This window comes from Massilia oculi (genome assembly GCF_017582745.1).
Lineage (GTDB): Bacteria > Pseudomonadota > Gammaproteobacteria > Burkholderiales > Burkholderiaceae_D > Telluria > Telluria oculi_A.
The window spans coordinates 18,998-36,366 of record NZ_JAFVIM010000035.1 but is presented as its reverse complement, the minus strand read 5'-3'; the positions used below and the strand labels follow the sequence as shown (position 1 = coordinate 36,366).

Here is a 17,369-nt window from a genome sequence, read left to right as displayed (position 1 = left end):
TTGAATGGTCCGTTTGCCGCGGGAATAAACCTTCACCAAGGCTTGCTCGATGAAGGCTGCAGAATACACTTTACTCATGTTGTCTCCTAAAAATTAAGGTGACAACTAGCGTGACACAGGGGGAATGTCAGACCTGACCCCGATGTTAGTTGACGAACTTGCCGGCGTCACTGCTACAGCGCGCACTCAGGGAAGGCGGCGGTCGGCGCCTCGAGGGAGACGGCGCCTGACCGCGAATGAGACGTCAGGGAGCGACGTTCGCGCGCAGCACCGGATACAGGTTCAGGCGCTCGTCATACGAGGAGTGGCGCTTGGCGAAGAATTCCAGGCGCGCCTGCGGGTTCCTGGCGAAGGCCGGATCGCTGTCCAGGCGCTCCTGGAAGGCCTTGGCCACGCTTGGGTCGGCCGCCATCTGCTCGCGCGCGACTTCCTCGGCCACGTAGTCTTCCATGTATTCCTTGCGCTCGAAGGCAGTGTTGAACGTGCCCCAGGCCAGCAGCGAATCCGGCGCCTGCGGCTCCAGCATCGCCACCACCAGGCGCGCCTTCGGCTGCGCGATCGGCACGAACAGCGAACCCGCCGCGACCGGGCGCTGCTCGGGCTTCCACTTGCCTTCCACCGTCAGGCGCTGGTGGCCTTCGACCGAAGCGGCGGCCAGTGTTGCCTTGTCGGCGCGGAAGGTCTCGGCTTCATAGCGCTCGACCGTCTTGTCCAGCTTGCGGAACTCGACGCCGTGCTGGCGCAGCTTCTCACCCACGATCGCGGCATAGGCGGCGGGGACGATGTAGCCGGCGCGCGGCGCGGTGATCTGGAAGTCGGCCACGATGTCCTGCCACAGCGGCACGCGCCATACCTGCGGGCGGGTTTCGTCGTAGCGCGTCATCAGGGCGCCCGAGACTTCCGACGGCGTGCGGGTGTAGGCGTAGCCGTTGAACTCGACCATCTCCTTCTTGTCGGAGGCCTTGTACGACAGCGCCACCGGCTGGTTGCCCAGCTTGGCGGCGCGCGCATCGGCCGCGTACGCGGCCTGCTGCCATTGCTTGCCGTTCTTCGCCACCTGGTCGAGCACCGACACCACGGTGTTGCGGGTGATGCGCACGCGCACCGGATATTCCTTCCACGAGTGGGTTTCGACCAGCATCGCCATGCGGTTGCGCAGCTGGAAGTAGCCGGTCGAGAAGCGGGGATCGGACACGCCGTCCATGAAGCCCGACATCGGATCGTCATGCTTCACGAAGGACATGTAATAGGACTGCGGCGTCGAGCCTTCCTTGGCGATGTCCTTGATCACATTGGTGCGCAGCGCCAGGCCGGCCTTGCGGAATTCCGGGTCGCCCGAATACACCGGCTCGACCTGGATCGAAATATCGTGCTGGAACTTGGCGCCATTGGTCGCGTGCAGGTCGACGTAGACCAGCGGATCCCAGGCGTTCACCAGCGCCAGCATGGCCTGCATTTCGGGCGCGTCGGCCTTCAGGTAGTCGCGGTTCAGGTTGTAGTTCTGGGCGGTGGTGCGCCAGCCCATCTCGACCGGGCCGCGCTGGTTCGGGCGGTTCCACTTGCCGAAGCGCTCGTGGCCGTCGACGTTGAACACCGGGACGAAGATGAACACCTGCTTGTCGAGCGCGCCCTTGGCCGCGCGGCCTTCAAGCAGCTCGCGCAGCGCCAGGAAGCCGGCGTCCTTGCCGTCGATTTCGCCGGCATGGATGCCGCCCTGCATCAGGGTCACGGGCAGGCCCGCCTGCTTCGCCGCCTGCGGCGTGAACACGCCCTTGCCGTTCACCACCAGCGCCTTCATCGGACGGCCTTCCGGCGTGACGCCGAAGTCGATGCACTGCACCTGCTTCGGATACGCTTGCTGGAATGCCGCGCACAGCGCGATCGTCTCGTCGTAGCGGCCGGTGGCGGTGAAGCCCGAGCGTTCCGACACGGTGGTCAGGTCGGGAGCGGCGTGGGAAAGAGGGATAGCCGATAACAGGGCCAGCAGTAACGCAGAACGGATCATCGAAAAGCTCCGGCAAGGACAGAAAGAAGCCGACGATTATAGACGTGTTCTTAGCGCAACAGTTCAACGTTGGAAACACGATGGGCGGACGGCGTGCGGCGCCATCCGCCCGTCAATACAGGCCTTTCGCTCAGCGCGGCGGCGCGCCCGGCGTGGTGTGGATCGAGATCTCCTTGACCTCCGGCCGTACGATCCGCATCGGCACCACGCGCGCTCGCGCCGTGGTCGACGCAGGACAAGCGTTATTGGCGCGATAGGCCAGGGCCGTCGCCAGCAAGCCTTCGTTCTGGTCGCCCACCGGCCGCGACAGGTCGTCGCTCGCCTGGCAGGTGGGCGTGAAGCCGTCGGTGAAGTCGCCGAAGCCCTTGTGGTTCACGCCCTCGAACTCGATCGAGAAATAGGTCGTGCCGCAGTTCGGCACCGGCGTGAAGCCATAGGGCTTGCCGCAGGTGGTGCCGCCGATCTGGATCACTTCGATGTCGGCGCCGCGAAGGCCGTTGATCACCGATTCGCTGGCCGAGCAGGTGCCCTCGGTACTGAGCACGGTCACACGCTTCAGGCCCAGGTTCGGCAGCGGCGTGCCGGTGCGCAGCGGGTTGTTCGAGGCGAAGCCCCAGGCGGTCGAGCGGAACATGATCGGCTGGTAAGCAGGCGTCTTGTCGTTGTAGCGGGACCGCTCGAACACCTTGCCGCTCGTCGACGCCGGGCCGGCGATCATATAGGCCAGCTGGCTGGCGACGTACAGCAGGCCGCCGCCGTTGTAGCGCACGTCGAGCACCAGGTCGTTGACGCCGGCCTGCTGGAAGGTAACGAAGGCGTCGTACAGCTGTTTCTCGGACACGGCGTTGAAGCTGTCGAAGGTCAGATAGCCGACCTTGCCGCTGGCGGTCTCGATCACCTTGACGTTCTTCACCGGCGCCAGCACCACCTCGGCCCCGGCCAGCGTCGCGTCAAGAGCCACGCCGCCGCGCCGTAGCGTGAACACGTGGGTGGCGCCGGCCGTGGCGGGAAACAGGCCGGCATTGATCCGGTCGACCGAGGCTTCGTCGTCGGCATTGACGAAGTCGACGCCATCGACCTTCAGCAGCATGTCGCCGCGCAGCAGGCCGGCGGTGGCGGCGGGCGAACCCGGCTCGACCGCGGTGACCAGCCAGGTGCGCGGCGCCAGGCCGTCGGCGTTGCGGCTCCAGGTGATGCCATAGCCCAGGTCGATGCCCTGGGTCTGCATTGCGTCCCACTCGGCGGTCGGATAGGTGAAGTGATAACGGTCCTTCGGCTGGCCGCTGGCGGTCAGGGCCGGCGTCTTGAGCACCTCGAAGTAGTCGAGCGCGCTCGTGAAATCGGCCATCTTGTAGGTGTTCGGGATCTCGTTGTACCAGAGGTAGTACTGGTTGGCCCAGGCACGCAGGAATTTCAGTTCGTCGAGCAGGGTGCCCTGCACGTCCGGATACGGCTTGCCGCTCGCATCCAGGCCCGCGCGCGGGACGGCGCACTTGTTCCAGTAGCTGCCGTAGGCGTCGCCCAGCAGGTTCGGGTCCAGGTCTTCCGGCGTCGGCTGGGTGGCGACCGGCGGTGGCGGGACCGGCGTCGGTGTCGGCGCCGGATTTTGCGCCACCGGCGGAGGCGCGCCGACGCTCGGCGAACCGCCGCCACCGCCGCAACCGGCGAGGACGAGCAGAGCGGCGAGCGTGCTGGAAATCAAACGCAGAGGAGAGGTCTTGCGGAAGGTAGATGGCGTGCTCATGCGTCCGATTATAGACGCCGATATTCGGGCCGAATACAACCAACTGTAACGGTTGAGGCTAGCGGACAACGAGTGATATCAAGCGAACAATCGTTGACGCCGCTTGGAACGCGTGGACGGTTTCCTCGTCCACGCGTTCACGGATCAAGCCGCCCTTGGCGCCGCACCCGGCGCATGAAACGCCGCCACCAGCGTCGCCTCTTTCTGCTTGGCCGCCTTCAGGTGCCGCTCCTTCACGTGACCGTAGCCGCGGATGTCTTCCGGGATGCTGGCGATCGCCACCGCCTGCGCCAGGTTGTCCACCGACAGCTTCGGCAGCAGCGCCGTCACCGTCTCGCGGTATTGCTTGACCAGGGCGCGCTCCATCTTGCGCTCGGCCGTGTAGCCGAACACGTCGAAGGCGGTGCCGCGCAAGCCCTTGAACTTCGCCAGCACGCCGAAGGCGCTCATCATCCACGGGCCGTACTCGCGCTTGATGGCGCGGCCTTCCTTGTCGTGCCTGGCCATCAATGGCGGCGCCAGGTGGAACTTCAGCTTGGTGTCGCCTTCGAACATGGCGCCGATCTTGTCGCGGAAGGCCGGATCGGTATGCAGGCGCGCGACCTCGTACTCGTCCTTGTAGGCCATCAGCTTATAAAAGTAGCGCGCCACCGCTTCGGTCAGGCGCGTGCCCTTGCCGAGCTTTTCTTCCTGCGCGCGCACCTGGTCGACGAAAGCCTTGTACTGGCCGGCATAGGCCGCGTCCTGGTAAGCGGTGAGCAGCTCGATGCGGCGGCTGACGACGTCGTCCAGGGTCTGGATGCGCTTGAACTCGACCACCTTCGACGGCAAGGCGGCGCGGCTCACCGCGGCCAGGTCGTGCGCGGCGCTGCGGCCCCAGTTGAAGGCGGCCTTGTTGAAGGCGACCGACACGCCGTTGAGTTCGATTGCCTTGAGCAGCGAATCTTCCTGCAGCGGCACATGGCCCTTCTGGAAGGCATAGCCGAGCATGAACATATTGGTGGCGATCGCATCGCCCAGCAGCGCGGTGGCAATCTGGCCGGCGTCGATGAAGTCGACGTTGTCCTTGCCGCAGGCCTGCTGGATGGCGCCGCGCGAACCCTCGGCCGGGAATTGCCAGTCAGGGTTCTTGACGAAGGCAGCGGTGGTGGCGCCGCTGGCGTTGACCGCGGCCCAGGTACGGCCCTCGCCCATGCGGCTCAGGGCGTCGCGGCTGGCGGTGACGATCTGGTCGCAGCCGATCACCAGGTCAGCGCTGCCGGTGCCGACGCGGGTCGAGTGCAGATCGGCCTGGCGTTCGGCCAGGCGCACGTGCGACATCACCGGGCCGCCCTTCTGGGCCAGGCCGCTCTGGTCGAGCACGATGGCGCCCTTGCCTTCGACGTGGGCCGCCACGGCCAGGATCTGGCCGACGGTCACCACGCCGGTGCCGCCGACGCCGGCAACCAGGATGCCATACGGCGTCTCGACCGACGGGATGGCCGGCATCGGCAAGCTTGGCGGCGCAGCCTCGGACGTCGTTGCTTTCTTGGGTTTCTTCAGGCCACCGCCTTCGACGGTGACGAAGCTCGGGCAGAAGCCCGACACGCACGAGTAATCCTTGTTGCACGAGGACTGGTTGATCTGGCGCTTGCGGCCCAGCTCGGTTTCCAGCGGCTCGACCGACAGGCAGTTCGACTGCACCGAGCAGTCGCCGCAGCCTTCGCACACGGCTTCGTTGATCACGACGCGCTTGGCCGGGTCGGGGAACTCCCCTTTCTTGCGGCGGCGGCGCTTCTCGGACGCGCAGGTCTGGTCGTAGATCACGGCCGACACGCCCGGCATTTCGCGCAGCTCGCGCTGCACGTCCATCAGCTCGGAGCGGTGGCGCACCGTGGTGCCCGGCGCCCAGGCATAGTCGCTCGGGTATTTATCGGGTTCGTCGGTGACGACGATGATCGGCTTGACGCCCTCGGCCGCGATCTGGCGGCTGATCATGCCCGGGTCCAGCGGGCCGTCGACGTTCTGGCCGCCCGTCATCGCGACCGCGTCGTTGTAGAGAATCTTGTAGGTGATGTTGACCTTGGCCGCCACCGCGGCACGGATCGCCAGGATGCCCGAGTGGAAATAGGTACCGTCGCCCAGGTTCACGAACACGTGTTTCTCGTCGGTGAACGGCGACTGGCCGATCCAGGTCGTGCCTTCCGCGCCCATATGCGTAAAAGTCGACGTTTCGCGGTCCATCCACAGCACCATGTAATGGCAGCCGATGCCGGCCATGGCGCGCGAGCCTTCCGGCACCTTGGTCGAGCTATTGTGCGGGCAACCCGAGCAGAAGTAGGGAATGCGGTCGGTCTGCGGATTCGGTTTCGCCGGAATGTTCTTGAGCACCAGCTCCTTCGCTTCCAGGAAGGCGATGCGTTCCTTGACCCGCTCGGCCACTGGGTGGCCGGCGCAGTAGTGCGAGATGCGCGAGGCGATGGCGCGCGCGATCTGGGCCGGATTGAGCTCATAGGTCGCCGGCAGCAGCCAGTCGCCGTGGCCCATGCGGTTCTTGTTGCTCCATTCGCCGGTATCGTCGAACTTGCCGACCACGCGCGGACGCTCGCCGTCCGGCAGGTTGTACAGCTCTTCCTTGAGCGCGTATTCCATCACCTGGCGCTTTTCTTCGACCACCAGGATCTCGTCGAGGCCGCGCGCGAACTCGTGCACGCCTTCGGCCTCGAGCGGCCAGGTCATGCCGACCTTGTACAGGCGCAGGCCGATGTCGCGCGCGGCCTGCTCGTCGATGCCGAGGTCGGCCAGCGCCTGGCGCGTGTCGAGGTAGCTCTTGCCGGCGGTGATGATGCCGATCTTCGGCTGCGGGCTGTCCCAGACGATGCGGTTGAGTTTATTGGCGCGCGCATAGGCCAGCGCGGCATACCATTTGTGGTTGCTCATCCGCACTTCCTGGTCCAGCACGGCATCCGGCCAGCGGATGTTCAGGCCATCCGGCGGCAGCTGGAAGTCGGTCGGAGTGACGATCTGCACGCGGTCCGGGTCGAGGTCGACCACGGCGCCCGATTCGATGATGTCGGTCACGCACTTCATCGACACCCACAGGCCGGTGTAGCGGCTCATGGCCCAGGCGTGCAGGCCGAAATCGAGGTATTCCTGGACCGAGGACGGGTACAGCACCGGGATGCCGCAGTGGGTCAGGATGTGGTCGGACTGGTGCGCGGTGGAAGACGATTTGGCCGCATGGTCGTCGCCGGCCAGCACCAGCACGCCGCCATGCTGGGAGGAGCCGGCGTTGTTGCCGTGCTTGAACACGTCGCCGCAGCGGTCCACGCCCGGGCCCTTGCCGTACCACATGGCGAACACGCCGTCGTACTTCGCGTCCTTGTAGAGGTTGGTCTGCTGGGTGCCCCAGACGGCCGTGGCCGCGAGGTCTTCGTTCATGCCGGGATGGAATTTGACGTGGTGGGCGTCGAGGTGCTTCTTCGCCTTCATCGCGGTCTGGTCGACGGCGGTGACCGGCGAGCCGCGGTAGCCGGTGATGTAGCCGGCGGTGTTCAGGCCGGCCTTCAGGTCGCGCTCGCGCTGCAGCATCGGCAGGCGGATCAGGGCCTGGGTGCCGGTCATGAAGGCGCGGCCGCGCTCGAGCGTCCATTTGTCGTCGAGCGTGATGTCGTGTTGCGGTTGTGCGGGCTTACCGGGCTGATCGGGCTGCGAAGGCGCGGGCGGGGATGGCTCCAGCGGCGCCAGATGGGCGCGGTCCGTGGGTGCGTTCATGGTGTCTCCAAGATTCTCATGGCGGATACCGCAGCGGCGCATTTCCTGCATCTCGTCTGCCGTATGTGAGCCAGTATAGTCCTGCCCCCCAAGCATTAAATTCCAAACAATTCCCCCGTCTTCTTGAATTGCGCAATAAAATTGCCATACAAAAGTCTGATTGGGGTGGGTATGTCAAAGATTGAGCTGGATAAAACAGACCGCAAGATCCTGGAGATCTTGCAAAGCGATGGCCGGCTGTCGAACCAGGACGTGGCCGAAAGGGTAAGCCTCTCGCCCTCGCCCTGCCTGCGCCGCATCAAGCGCCTGGAAGAAGCAGGCGTCATCCGCCAGTACGTGGCGCTGCTCGACCCGGACAAGATCGGGCTTGGGCTGTTGGCATACGTGAATGTGCGGCTGGAAAAGCACAGCGAGGTGGCCAGCGCCACCCGCCAGCCGGGCTTGCCGGCAACGTCGCCGCGCAACGATTTCGCGGTGTCGGTGGGAACCTGGCCCGAGGTCGTGGCCTGCTATGCGATGACCGGCGACATGGATTTCCTGCTGCGCGTGCACGTCGAAGACATGGACCATTTCTCGCGCTTCATGATGGGCACCCTGCTCAAGCATCCGGCGGTGCTGGACGTGAAGTCGAGCTTTGCGCTGCAGCGTATCAAGGAAACCACGGCGATGCCGTTGGTGTGACCACGTCATCCCCGCGTAGGCGGGGACCCAAGCTGCCTTACTATTTTTTCGGCGTGAAAAACTTCACCGCCGCCCGGGTATTGGCCTTGACCGTGTAATCGATCGCCGCGAACTGCTCTTCCAGCGCCTCGGCCATCACGCTGCCCGGGCTGGGCGGCGGCAGTTCGAGGTGGGCGTCGGCCTCGCCGTACTCGCGCTTGATGCGCATGCCGGCCTTCTTGGCGATGTGCATCATGGTCTGGTTCGAGGTCAGGCATTGCATGTAGAGCGTGTCGACGTCGGAGTTGCGGCAATGGGTCGCCGCGCGCTGGAACAGGCGCGTGCCCACACCCTGGCCGCGCGCCGACTTCGACACCGAGACACCGAACTCGGCCACCTGCTCCTTGGTCGTCGACTTGCGCCCGTCGGCCGAGGCGAAGGCCAGGTGGCCCATCCCGACCAGCTGGAACACATTGTTGAGCACGCCGAACACGATGTCGCGCGAGAAATCGATCTTCTCGACGTAGGCCGTGATCTGTTCGTCCGGGATCATGCTGCCGAAGCGCAGCAGGCGGTCTTCGCTGTCCAGCGCCAGCAGATGGCGCAGCACGCGGCGGCGGTCGCGTTCACCCAGTTCCTTGACCAGCACCGGCGGCTGGCCCTTCTTGCCTCTCAGGCCCTGGATCCAGCGGCGTAAGGGATTGTCCAGCATCTCGATACCTTCACGTACTGCAACATTCGGATTCTAGCCGATCGGATCGGCATTGGCGGCGCGATCCGTATTGTCGCCCGTGGCGCCGTCCAGCGCCAGCACCGATGGATGATCCTGGCCCAGCCATTGCGATTGCGGACTGACCACGAAACGGCCCTTCCCGGCCTGCTTGGCCGCGTACATGGCCTTGTCGGCGTCCGCCAGCAGCGCTTCCTGCCCGCGCGCGGCGCCTGCCTGGCCGCGCGCGCTGGCGATGCCGATGCTGGCCGAGATCGTCACCGCGTGGCCGTCGGCCTCGGCGATCGATTCGATTTCCTGCAGCGCCAGGCGCGCCACGCGCAGCGCGCCGGCTTCCGAGGCCACGTCTTCGAGCAGGATCACGAATTCGTCGCCGCCCAGGCGCGCCAGCGCATCCTCGGCGCGCAGCCTGGCCTGCACCCGGCGCGCGACCATCTGCAGCACCAGGTCGCCGGCCGCATGGCCCCAGGTATCGTTGACCGCCTTGAAACCGTCCAGGTCAATGAACATCAGCACCACCACGCTGTCGCGGCGGTCGGCGCGCGCCAGCGCCCGCTCCAGCAGGCGGGTCAGCTGGCGATAGTTGATCAGGCCGGTCAGGCTGTCATGCTGGGCCAGGCGCTCGAGCTGGCGCGATTGCGCCTCCAGCTCGGCGGTGCGCTCGGCCACGCGCTGTTCCAGCGTCTCGTTGGCCGACTGCAGGCGGCGGTTGACGACGCCGATGATGCGGTAGCTGCGGCGCAGCCGCGCGCCGGCGTACACCAGCAGCACCATCAGCACGGCGCTGTAGGCGAACAGGTAGCCGCGAAAGCGCTGGCGCTCCAGCAGCACGGCGTCGAAGGAGCGCTCGAACTCGCGCTCCAGGCGATCCAGCGCCACGTCGCTGCCGGCGGCGGCGATCTGCGCTTCGAGCAGGTTTTCCAGCGGACGTTTTTCCAGGATCACGCGGCAGCTGGCGATCACGGCATCCATCTTGTCGTTCACGGCCGGCGAGAACGCGATCTGCTGGGCCGCGACGTCGCCCAGGATTTCGTCGATGCGCGCCGCCAGCGCCGGGCTCGGCGCGATGTTGTAGCGCAGGGTCTCGGTCAGCAGCGCATTCAGGGTGGTGTCGAGCCGCACCACGATGCGGCCCGGCGCCAGCGCGCCTTCGATTCCCGAAATCTCGGTCTTGAGGTCGGCTACGGCCGGCGGCATGTGCAGCAGCGCCGCCCGCAGCGGCGGATTATGCTTTGTGAACTGGGCGACCAGTTGCTCCTTGCTTTGCAGCGCTTCCTGCAACTGGGAAAAGGCGGCCTGGGCGGCGCTATCGCCGGTGAGCGGCAGGGTGTCGCCCAAACGCGCCATCAGGTCATGCATGCGCGGCAGTTGCGAGCTGAGGTCGAGCGGCGTGGAGGCGCGTCCGGTATGGGCGCGCAGGATGTTGGCGTCCCATTCGGCGTCGAGCTTTTCCAGCTCGCGCAGGTTGAGCATGACACTGTTGCGGATTTCCGGGTCCACCGCGTCGGTGCGGACATAGAGAAACACCAGCACCGCGCTCATGAAGATGACCGCCAGGCTTGCCAGAAGCACACGACGGCGCCGGCACCAACTTGCAACACGCCGTGCCAGCAAGGTGAACATCGTTTTTCTCCAACGCAACAATTTACAGTTACTGAAGGATAGCAAAACGATCGCCCGCACTGCACGCACCGTGTAACGACATGTAACAGAAAACGTCAATACACGTCGGTTTAGTTGGCTTAGTGCAACACCTCGGTGACGGCCTCGACCCGTGCCCGGTGCACGGCGCCCGGGATCTCGCTTTTGTTCTCGGCATGGCGTGCGGCGACCGCGCCCGCGTCGACGGCGCGCGCCGCCGCCAGGGCGCGCGACAAATGCGGTCCCTGCGGCCACTCCCCTTCCCCGCAGGCGGCCGCCAGCAGCATCTGGGCGAAGCGCTCCGGTTTACGGAAGGCGTCGCTGCGCTCGAACAGCGTGACGACGGCCTCGGCGGACAAGTCCAGGGCGCGCCTGATCCCGTCCTGCTCGCGCGCCGTCATCACGGCCAGGTCGCGGCACTCGTTGGGCACCTTGAGGCGCTTGCAGACGGCCTGGATCGGTTCGACGGCTGCCAGGGTGCGCATCAGCACGGCGAAGCGCACCTCCAGCTGGTGGTCCAGCGCCGCGGCGTGGTCGATCGTGCGCAGCAGGGCTTCGCTCCACAACGCGTCCAGTTCGGGCAGGATGCGCGCCAGCGCGCCGCAGTCGCGCAGCACGGCGAGCATGCGCGACGGCCGGCCCTCCATCAGGCCGCGCGCCAGCTCCTGCCAGACGCGCTCGGGCACCAGGGCGTCGACCTCGCCTTCGTCGACCATGCGGCGCATCAGGGCATTGGTCTCAATCGCCACCGTGAAGTCGGGCAGCCGCGCGGCGAAGCGGGCGATGCGCAGGATCCGCACCGGGTCTTCGGCGAAGGCGTCGGACACGTGGCGGAACAGGCGCGCCTGCAGGTCTTGCCGGCCATTGTGCGGGTCGACGATGCTGCCGTCCTCGGCCTGCGCCATGGCGTTGATGGTCAGGTCGCGCCGCACCAGGTCTTGTTCCAGGGTGACGTCGGGGGCGGCGTGGAATACGAAGCCGTGGTAGCCCGGCGCGGTCTTGCGCTCGGTGCGCGCCAGCGCGTATTCCTCGTGCGTGTGCGGATGCAGGAAGACCGGAAAATCCTTGCCGACGGCGCGAAAGCCCGCCTCGATCATCTGTTCGGGGGTGGCGCCGACCACCACGTGGTCATGGTCCTTCACGGGCAGGCCCAGCAGGGCGTCGCGCACGGCGCCGCCCACGACATAGCTGCGCATCGTCATTCGTCCGGCAAATCGGCGTCGTGCAGCGGGGTCGGGTCGGTCTCGGCCATGGCTTCCCTGACCCAGCGCGCTACCGCCGGGTGGGCCAGCACGCGGTCGCAATAGGCCTGCAATGCCGGGGCCAGCGCCACGCCATAGGTCTTGAAACGGGTCACCACCGGCGCATAGAAGGCGTCGGCGATCGAGAACTCGCCGAACAGGTATTGATGGTGGCCGAAGCGCGACAGGCAGTCTTCCCAGATCTCGCAGATGCGGCCGATGTCGGCCTGGACGCCGGGCGTGCGTCCGCGGCCGGGCAGGTGCGCCTGGATGTTCATCGACATATGGGTGCGCAGCTCGCCGAAGCCGGAATGCATCTCGGCCACGATCGAACGCGCCAGCGCGCGCGCGGCCACGTCCTGCGGCCACATATGCTTATCGGGGAACTGCTCGGCCAGGTATTCGACGATGGCCAGGCTGTCCCAGACCGTCATGTCGCCCGACATCAGGACCGGCACCCGGCCCGCGTGCGAATAGCGTGCGATCTGGTTGGCGGTATCGGGCTGGTCGAGCAGGACTTTTACTTCGGTGAACGGAATGCCGAAGGCGACTGCCGCGACCCAGGGCCGCATCGACCACGATGAGACGTTCTTGTTGCCGATGATCAGGGTCAATCCGGGGTTACGGGTCGCGTTGAGCGTGCGTGCAAGGATGGGGTCGCGTTCGATGGTCTGCATATTGGTCGTTGGTTTTTCAGCGTCCGGCGTGGGTGCGATAGGCGTCGAGGCGGTCGTGCCGGTTGAGGTAGTGCGGCGCGGCCGACTCGATCGACGTGAGCTTGATCCCCAGCGACTCGGCTGTCAAGGCATGGGTGTCGGCGGCCACGACATTATCGACCAGCATCGAATCGAGGTTGTCGCGGCTGACGAGGGGATCGCCCGGCAACAGCTCGAACAGCCGCGCCTGCAGGCGCGCCGCCCAGTCGGGCAAGCCCAGCACCGGGCGCTCGCGGCCGGCGAAGCGGCCGGCCAGCCGCACCAGCTCGCCGAGGGTGTACACGGTCGGGCCGCCCAGCTCGATCGTGGCGTCGCGCAGGTCTGGCCGGGCCAGGGCGATGGAAAAGGCGGCGGCGACGTCGCCCACGTACACCGGCTGGAAGCGCGCGCGGCTGGACGCCAGCGGCAGCAGCGGCAGGTGGCGCTGCAGGCGCGCGAACATGGTCAGGAAGTGGTCGCCGGGGCCGAACACCACCGAGGGACGCAAGACCGTGGCCGCGACCGCCGGCTGGCTGCGCGCGGCCAGCTCGCCGTCGGCCTTGGAGCGGCCGTACATCGAGGGACTGGAAGCGCCGGCGCCGAGCGCGCTCATGTGCAGGTAGCGCGGCACGCCCACGTCGGCGCAGGCGGCGGCGATGCGGCGCGGCAGCTCAACGTGCAGGTGGCGGAAGCCCTCGCCATAGGGCCGGCCATGGCCGCCGTGCAGCACGCCGACCAGGTTGATCACGGCGTCGCGCCCGGCCAGCAGCTTGCGCAGCACGGCGTCGTCGTGGACATTGGCCACGTCCACATCCACGCCCGGCAGCATGGTCAATTGTTTCGCGCTTTCGTAGTGGCGCGCCAAGGCCAGCACGCCCACGCCGTCGTCGGACAGCCGCGCGGCCAGGTGCTGGCCGATGAAGCCGGTGCCGCCGATCAGCACCACGTTCAGTGGCCGCGCGCTCACGCTTCTACTCCCCTGCTCAGTCCAGCACCGAAGCACTGCCAGGGCGCGGGCTGACCGTGCCCAGGCGCGCCTTCAGCGATTGCGGCTTGCCCTCGAAGATCGAGGCATAGTTGGTGGCATTGGCCATGACGTTGCGCACATAGCCGCGCGTCTCGGTGAAGGGAATGGTCTCGACGAAGATCGCGCCTTCCATCGGCGCGTCGAGCCGGCCACGCCAGGTGCGGGAACGGCCCGGGCCGGCGTTGTAGGCGGCCGTGGCCAGCACCTGCGAGCCTTCGAAGTTCTCGAGCACCATATTCATGTAGTTGGCGCCGAGCGTGATATTCGTATGCAGGTCGTTGAGCATGGTGTGCACAAAGTTATCCAGGCCAATCTTGGCCGCCACCCACTTGCCGGTGGCGGGCATCACCTGCATCAGGCCCGAGGCGCCGACGCCGGAACGGGCGTCACGGATGAAGCGCGACTCTTGCCGGATGAGGCCATACACCCAGGCCTTATCGAGGCTCAGGCCCTGGGCGGTGGGCTTGAGGACCTCGAGATGGGGCGCCGGGAAGCGCTGGTCGTAACTTAGCTCGGTGCGCGTGCGCAGCGAGGTCTCGACCATGCGGTCGAGGTGCTCGTTGCGGCGCGCCAGCTCGGCGGCGGCCAGCAGCTGACGTTCAGACAGCCCCCGCAAGCCCCAGTTCCATTCGCGGTTGCCTTCCGCGCGCAGGCTCAAACGGTAGAACTTCAGGGCCCGCTGCAGGCTCGGATTATTGCTTGCCTGCGACAGTTCCGTCGCCGTGATCGGCGCGACCGGCGGCGGCGCGACGATCTGGTTGCCCAGCTCTTCATACGCCAGCTGGGTATAGAAGGTGGTCTGGGCGGCGATGCCCTGCCACAGTGCGCGCGCCTCTTGCGTGCGGCCTTCGGCCTGCAGGGCGCGGCCCAGCCAGTAGATCCAGGTCGTGTCCGCGCGCAGGTTCGGCGGCATCGCCTCGATGGTGGCGCGCACTTCCTTCCAGTCGCCGCGGCGCAGCGCCATGCGGGTCTTCCACTGCATCTGGAATTCGGTGAGCGTCGCGCCCTTCGCGCGGGTCCAGTAGCCGTGCGCTTCGGGCGCCAGCGCGATCGAGGCCGCCAGCGCCACGCTGGCCCAGCCGATGGCGCGTTCTTCGCTGGACAGTTGCGGCCCGTTCTTTTCCAGGCTCGCGACGGCGATCTTGAGCGTGGTGCGCGCCATGCGGCCGACCGCCACCAGGTACAGTTCGCGTTCGGCGCGGGTCTTGCCGACGCCGCGCGCCAGCGCCACCGCCGGCATGTCGACCGCCTGGGCGGCGCGCGTTTCGGGCAGGCCGAGCAGCACGGCAACGCGCCGCGCGGGCCCGGTGGTATTGTCCAGGCCGGCAATGCGCAGCTGCCACAGCAGGTCGGCCTGGGTGAACTGGCCGTTGCCCGCCAGTTGCGCGATCAGGCCGCTGCAGGCGTCGCCATAGCCGGCCGGCGTTTTCAGCAGCGCGCGCGCTTCGTCGGCCACCCGTTCGCCGCGTTCGGCGCGCGCCAGCAAGGCGTAGCAGCGGACCTGCAGGCTGCCGGACTGTGCCAGCGGGCCGGCTTCGCGCTCGAAGGTATTCCATTCGCGCCGCTTGCCCAGCTCCATCAGCCACTCGGCGCGCAGCTGCTCGGCCACGGCCGTGCCTTCGTGGCGGCGCAGCACCTGCAGCACCTCATCCTGGATGGCATCGCGCAGGCGGGGTTTCAGACGATAATAGTCGACATAGGATGCCAGCGAGTAATTCGACGGCAGGCGCGAGGCGATCGCATTGACGCGCGCGCCGTCGTTCTCGCGCGCCGCTGCCCGCAATAGCAGGAAATTGTCGTCATCGGCGCGGTTGTCGGCCACCAGGGTCGGCCCGCCGGCAGCGGGAACACCCACCGTGCCGGCGCCGGGAACGGACGGCGCACCGGCCGGTATGGGCGGCAGCGCCACGTCGGGCGCGGGTGCATCGGGGTCTTCCTGGGCCATCACACCTGCAGGCAGTGCGCAGGACAGAACAAGGGCAATAGCGGCCGGCCACAAGCCGGCTGACAATTTCGATTGAAACATCCACAACTCTCACATTACGCTGCATTGAAACCATGACCGGCGATCAAAGAATACCACGCGCCAATGGGGCACCACCAGACGCGGCAGCGAGCAAACTGGCCCAGCAACAGGACAAGGCGCTGTTGCGCAACACGCTCAAGGCGCTGCGGCGCGCGATCGATCCGGCCACCAAGCATGCCTGGGACGACCGCATCGGCGCGCGGGTGCTCGCCTGGTGGCAAGCGCATCCTCACGAATCGCTGGGCGTGTATTGGCCGCTCGCGGGCGAACCGGACCTGCGTCCAGCCTACGCGGAATTGGCTCAGGCAGGCGTACGGCTGGCATTGCCGGTGGTGGTGGAACGCGATGCGCCGCTGGGATTTGCCGAATGGATACCGGGGGAGCCGACGGTGACGGACCGGCTGGGCGTGGCGGTGCCGGCCGAACTGCGAATGGTGGCGCGGCCGCCGGCCTTGCTGGTGCCCTGCCTTGGGTTCAATGCCCAGGGATATCGCGTGGGGTATGGGGGTGGGTTTTATGACCGGACCCTGGCGCCGGCGCCAAGGCCATGTACGGTGGGAATTGCGTATGCGTGCCAGCAGGTGGATTTCGCGGGCGACGCACACGACGTCCCCCTCGATAGTGTGATCACCGAGGAATGACGGCCGGGCCTGGGCCCGACCGTCACTGGATCAGGCCCGCAGGCGCTGCCAGATCGCCGTGGTCGGCGCCGCCTGGTTCATGCTGTAGAAATGCAGGCCCGGCGCGCCGCCCGCCAGCAGGCGTTCGCACAGCCCCGTCACGACGTCCAGCCCGAAAGCCTTGATCGAGGCGCTGTCGTCGCCGAAGCTGGCCAGCTTGAGGCGCACCCAGCGCGGGATCTCGGCGCCGCACATATCCGAGAAACGCATCAGCTGCATATAGTTCGTGATCGGCATGATGCCGGCCACGACCGGCACGTCGACACCCAGCTTGCGCACATTGTCGACGAACTGGAAATACGCATCGGCATTGTAGAAATACTGGGTGATGGCGGCATTCGCCCCGGCCTGCACCTTGCGCGCGAAGGCCTGCAAATCGTCCTGCGGCGAACGCGCCTGCGGGTGCATCTCGGGATAGGCCGCGACCTCGATGTGGAACCAGTCGCCGGTTTCCTGGCGGATGAATTCCACCAGCTCGCTGGCATAGCGCAGCTCGCCCGCGCCGCCATAGCCGCTCGGCAAGTCGCCGCGCAAGGCCACCACGCGCCGGATGCCGCTGTCCTGGTATTGCTTGAGGACGTCGCGGATCGACTCGCGGGTGGCGCCGATGCACGACAGGTGCGGCGCGGCCTCGTGGCCGGCGGCCTGGATCTCGCGCACCGTCGCCAGCGTGCCCTGCTGGGTGCTGCCGCCGGCGCCAAAGGTCACCGAAAAATACTTCGGATTGAGGTCGGCCAGCTTCGCGCGCGCGATGCGCAGCTTTTCGGCGCCTTCCGGCGTCTTGGGCGGGAAGAACTCGATACTGAAATCAGGAGTTTCCATCTTTGTCGGAAAGAAGCAAGGTAGAGAGCGCCCACGAAATGATGCTGTACAGGATGGCTGCCAGGAAGGCCGACCAGAAACCCGCCACCTCGAAGCCGCCGACCACATTCGACACCAGCCAGAACAGCAAGGCGTTGATGACCAGGATAAACAGGCCCATCGAGACCAGGGTGACTGGCAAAGTGAGGATCACCAGCACCGGACGGATCAGGGTATTGACCAGTCCGAGTACCAGCGCCGCGATCAGGGCGGTGCCGATACTGGAAACTTCGACGGAGTGCATCAGGTAAGGCAGGGCCATCAGGGCCGCGGCATTGATCAGCCAGGTAATCAGCAAGCGCATCG

At 66.6% G+C, this 17,369-nt stretch carries 13 protein-coding genes; 2 read left to right on the top strand and 11 right to left on the bottom strand.

The window, feature by feature from the left end:
* Positions 1 to 244: 244 nt before the first annotated feature.
* The 3 genes from J3U95_RS26165 to J3U95_RS26155 form a co-directional block, all read right to left on the bottom strand.
* Positions 245 to 2,005, bottom strand: coding sequence for a M14 family metallopeptidase (locus J3U95_RS26165; protein WP_208281493.1), 1,761 nt, complete (start codon positions 2,003 to 2,005; stop codon positions 245 to 247).
* Between the two features lie 130 nt (positions 2,006 to 2,135).
* Complete coding sequence (locus J3U95_RS26160; RefSeq protein WP_208281492.1) at positions 2,136 to 3,749, bottom strand: S41 family peptidase; 1,614 nt, start codon at positions 3,747 to 3,749, stop codon at positions 2,136 to 2,138.
* A 144-nt stretch (positions 3,750 to 3,893) separates the two neighbouring features.
* Entirely contained in the window at positions 3,894 to 7,502 is a 3,609-nt protein-coding gene (locus J3U95_RS26155; protein ID WP_229520110.1) for an indolepyruvate ferredoxin oxidoreductase family protein, read from the bottom strand.
* 171 nt (positions 7,503 to 7,673) lie between these two features.
* On the opposite strand from J3U95_RS26155, the gene J3U95_RS26150 reads away from it, so the two are divergent.
* The gene (locus tag J3U95_RS26150; protein ID WP_109345494.1) at positions 7,674 to 8,183 is read left to right on the top strand and encodes an Lrp/AsnC family transcriptional regulator; all 510 of its coding nucleotides are present in this window, start codon (positions 7,674 to 7,676) and stop codon (positions 8,181 to 8,183) included.
* Positions 8,184 to 8,223: 40 nt separating this feature from the next.
* On the opposite strand, the gene J3U95_RS26145 is transcribed toward J3U95_RS26150, so the two are convergent.
* The 6 genes from J3U95_RS26145 to J3U95_RS26120 form a co-directional block, all read right to left on the bottom strand.
* Positions 8,224 to 8,874, bottom strand: a complete 651-nt coding sequence (locus tag J3U95_RS26145) for a GNAT family N-acetyltransferase (protein ID WP_208281491.1) — start codon at positions 8,872 to 8,874, stop codon at positions 8,224 to 8,226.
* 33 nt (positions 8,875 to 8,907) lie between these two features.
* Positions 8,908 to 10,464 (bottom strand): diguanylate cyclase, encoded by a 1,557-nt coding sequence (locus J3U95_RS26140; protein WP_313166959.1) that lies wholly within the window; start codon positions 10,462 to 10,464, stop codon positions 8,908 to 8,910.
* 170 nt (positions 10,465 to 10,634) lie between these two features.
* Entirely contained in the window at positions 10,635 to 11,729 is a 1,095-nt protein-coding gene (locus tag J3U95_RS26135) for a multifunctional CCA addition/repair protein (protein ID WP_208281489.1), read from the bottom strand.
* Between the two features lie 2 nt (positions 11,730 to 11,731).
* Positions 11,732 to 12,451, bottom strand: coding sequence for a glutathione S-transferase family protein (locus J3U95_RS26130; protein WP_208281488.1), 720 nt, complete (start codon positions 12,449 to 12,451; stop codon positions 11,732 to 11,734).
* Between the two features lie 16 nt (positions 12,452 to 12,467).
* On the bottom strand, positions 12,468 to 13,421 hold the full coding sequence (locus J3U95_RS26125) for a complex I NDUFA9 subunit family protein (protein WP_229520111.1): 954 nt from the start codon (positions 13,419 to 13,421) through the stop codon (positions 12,468 to 12,470).
* Between the two features lie 31 nt (positions 13,422 to 13,452).
* Positions 13,453 to 15,441: a lytic transglycosylase domain-containing protein gene (locus J3U95_RS26120; protein ID WP_208281486.1), complete on the bottom strand. Its 1,989-nt coding sequence runs from the start codon at positions 15,439 to 15,441 to the stop codon at positions 13,453 to 13,455.
* 113 nt (positions 15,442 to 15,554) lie between these two features.
* Between J3U95_RS26120 and J3U95_RS26115 the strand changes: the two genes are divergently transcribed.
* Positions 15,555 to 16,163: a 5-formyltetrahydrofolate cyclo-ligase gene (locus tag J3U95_RS26115; RefSeq protein WP_208281485.1), complete on the top strand. Its 609-nt coding sequence runs from the start codon at positions 15,555 to 15,557 to the stop codon at positions 16,161 to 16,163.
* A gap of 30 nt (positions 16,164 to 16,193) precedes the next feature.
* Here the strand turns inward: J3U95_RS26115 and metF are convergent, their stop codons facing one another.
* Positions 16,194 to 17,024: a methylenetetrahydrofolate reductase [NAD(P)H] gene (gene metF, locus J3U95_RS26110; protein ID WP_208281484.1), complete on the bottom strand. Its 831-nt coding sequence runs from the start codon at positions 17,022 to 17,024 to the stop codon at positions 16,194 to 16,196.
* On the bottom strand, positions 17,011 to 17,367 hold the full coding sequence (locus J3U95_RS26105) for a phage holin family protein (RefSeq protein WP_147935132.1): 357 nt from the start codon (positions 17,365 to 17,367) through the stop codon (positions 17,011 to 17,013). The genes metF and J3U95_RS26105 overlap by 14 nt, the downstream gene beginning before the upstream one ends.
* Between the last annotated feature and the right edge of the window lie 2 nt (positions 17,368 to 17,369).

Bases quoted from the DNA above. Each gene is read 5' to 3' on its own strand.
- J3U95_RS26150 (WP_109345494.1), top strand. From the start codon at position 7,674: ATGTCAAAGATTGAGCTGGATAAAACAGACCGCAAGATCCTGGAGATC.
- metF (WP_208281484.1), bottom strand. From the start codon at position 17,024: ATGGAAACTCCTGATTTCAGTATCGAGTTCTTCCCGCCCAAGACGCCG.
- J3U95_RS26160 (WP_208281492.1), bottom strand. From the start codon at position 3,749: ATGAGCACGCCATCTACCTTCCGCAAGACCTCTCCTCTGCGTTTGATT.
- J3U95_RS26120 (WP_208281486.1), bottom strand. From the start codon at position 15,441: ATGGCCCAGGAAGACCCCGATGCACCCGCGCCCGACGTGGCGCTGCCG.
- J3U95_RS26135 (WP_208281489.1), bottom strand. From the start codon at position 11,729: ATGCGCAGCTATGTCGTGGGCGGCGCCGTGCGCGACGCCCTGCTGGGC.
- J3U95_RS26165 (WP_208281493.1), bottom strand. From the start codon at position 2,005: ATGATCCGTTCTGCGTTACTGCTGGCCCTGTTATCGGCTATCCCTCTT.
- J3U95_RS26115 (WP_208281485.1), top strand. From the start codon at position 15,555: ATGACCGGCGATCAAAGAATACCACGCGCCAATGGGGCACCACCAGAC.
- J3U95_RS26105 (WP_147935132.1), bottom strand. From the start codon at position 17,367: ATGCGCTTGCTGATTACCTGGCTGATCAATGCCGCGGCCCTGATGGCC.
- J3U95_RS26155 (WP_229520110.1), bottom strand. From the start codon at position 7,502: ATGAACGCACCCACGGACCGCGCCCATCTGGCGCCGCTGGAGCCATCC.
- J3U95_RS26145 (WP_208281491.1), bottom strand. From the start codon at position 8,874: ATGCTGGACAATCCCTTACGCCGCTGGATCCAGGGCCTGAGAGGCAAG.
- J3U95_RS26130 (WP_208281488.1), bottom strand. From the start codon at position 12,451: ATGCAGACCATCGAACGCGACCCCATCCTTGCACGCACGCTCAACGCG.